Source organism: Armatimonas sp., from assembly GCF_031410135.1.
Taxonomy (GTDB): domain Bacteria; phylum Armatimonadota; class Armatimonadia; order Armatimonadales; family Armatimonadaceae; genus Armatimonas.
This window is the reverse complement of the sequence record NZ_JANNYP010000104.1, coordinates 1-1,463: the sequence shown is the minus strand read 5'-3', so window position 1 is coordinate 1,463 and position 1,463 is coordinate 1. Positions and strand designations below refer to the sequence as shown.

At 58.7% G+C, this 1,463-nt stretch carries 1 protein-coding gene and 1 pseudogene; both read right to left on the bottom strand.

Features of this window, described 5'->3' with window-relative positions; all coding sequences use genetic code 11:
* Positions 1–105 precede the first annotated feature (105 nt).
* Positions 106–675 carry a hypothetical protein gene (locus RMO15_RS03865; protein ID WP_309708033.1) on the bottom strand — a complete coding sequence of 190 codons (570 nt, stop codon included), beginning with the start codon at positions 673–675 and terminating at the stop codon, positions 106–108.
* Positions 632–1,463, bottom strand: a pseudogene (locus RMO15_RS03860) (RNA degradosome polyphosphate kinase); the annotation flags it as partial. The pseudogene RMO15_RS03860 and the gene RMO15_RS03865, both read right to left, overlap by 44 nt.

The window sequence follows — 1,463 nt, the reverse complement described above, 5'->3', positions numbered from 1 at the left end:
TGGTATGTCTTGGAAGTGCTCTATGAGAGAATATCGCGTTGTTTTCGGGGTATCCGTGGCTTCCATCAATGGGGTGAGGCCCTCCTGAGCCAAGTGCATTTTGGCTCAGAATACCTCGGATTTTATATGCAATCGCCCTTGCTCCAAGGCTTCCCGGTGTGTCGAGCGAAGCGCCCCGAGCCGCCGCGTGGCATGGTCGAAATCGAGCAACGTGGCATGTGCGGCCCGGTCAAAGAGCGGATCGAGGGCGAAGAAATCGGGTGCGAGTGCTTCCCAGGAGAGCATCTCGGGGCGTGTGGCACGGAGTGCAGGCGGCAGGTCATAGAGGATATGGGGGATCATGGCCCGCTCCAAAAGAGCCTGCAAAAGCGCCCCCGGATCGGTGCTGCGCTTCAAACGTCGTGTGCCAGCTAGCTCCAGATAAGGCCGCCAGTGTGCCAAACTTTCCCGCTGCGTGTAGGCAGCATAGAAGCCGCGTATCTGCGCTGCCGTGACTTCCGGGTAGCGCAGAGGCAGCTCGCTGATACGCTTGGTCAGGTGAAAGTACGCCACCGCAAAGACATCAGCGAGCGTCCCCTCACGCAAGAAACGTTCGCGCTCTGTGGCAAGTGCCGCTAGCTCGCGAGAAAAATCAGCGGCGCTGGCCGGTTCGCTGGAAGAGGACCTGTGAGTCACGACGTTTCCTATCGGTGGGTTTCAGGCGCTCGTAGCTACCGTCGGGCTGGAGCTCGCGGGCCTGAACATTGTCCGCCAAGAGCGTGGCGAGGATCTTCTTCACCACATGCGCCTTGAGCTTCGGGCTCTCGATCGGGAAGACGACCTCCACTCGCCGATCCAAGTTGCGCTGCATCAGATCTGCGCTTCCAGCATAGAGCTCGGACTCGCCGTCGTTCTCGAAGTAGAAGATACGTGCGTGCTCTAAAAATCGTCCGACAATCGAGATCACCCGGATATTCTCCGACCAGCCGGGGAGCTTGGGGAGCAAGCAACAAATCCCACGGATAATCAGCTCGATCTTGACCCCGGCTCGCGAGGCTTCGTAGAGAAGGCCAATCATCTCCGGGTCGACAAGCGCGTTCATCTGGAAGATCAGCTTAGCAGAGCGGCCTGCCTTGGCGTGCTCGGTTTCGCGCTGGATGCGGTGTGCAATCTCCTGGCGCAGGTTGATGGGCGCAACAAGAATCTTGCGGAACTTGGTCTGCCGTGAGTAGCCGGTGAGGTAGTTAAAGAGATCGGTAACATCGGCACCCAGCTCTTCGTCGCAGGTGAGCAGCCCCAGATCGGTGTAGAAACGGGCCGTGGTCGCGTTGTAGTTACCCGTCCCAAAGTGCACGTAGCGCTTGATCCCATCGGCCTCTTTTCGGACAATCAAGAGGCACTTGGAGTGGGTCTTGAGCCCGATCAGGCCATAGACCACATGGACACCCGCTTGTTCTAGCTGGCGTGCCCAGGCGATATTGTTC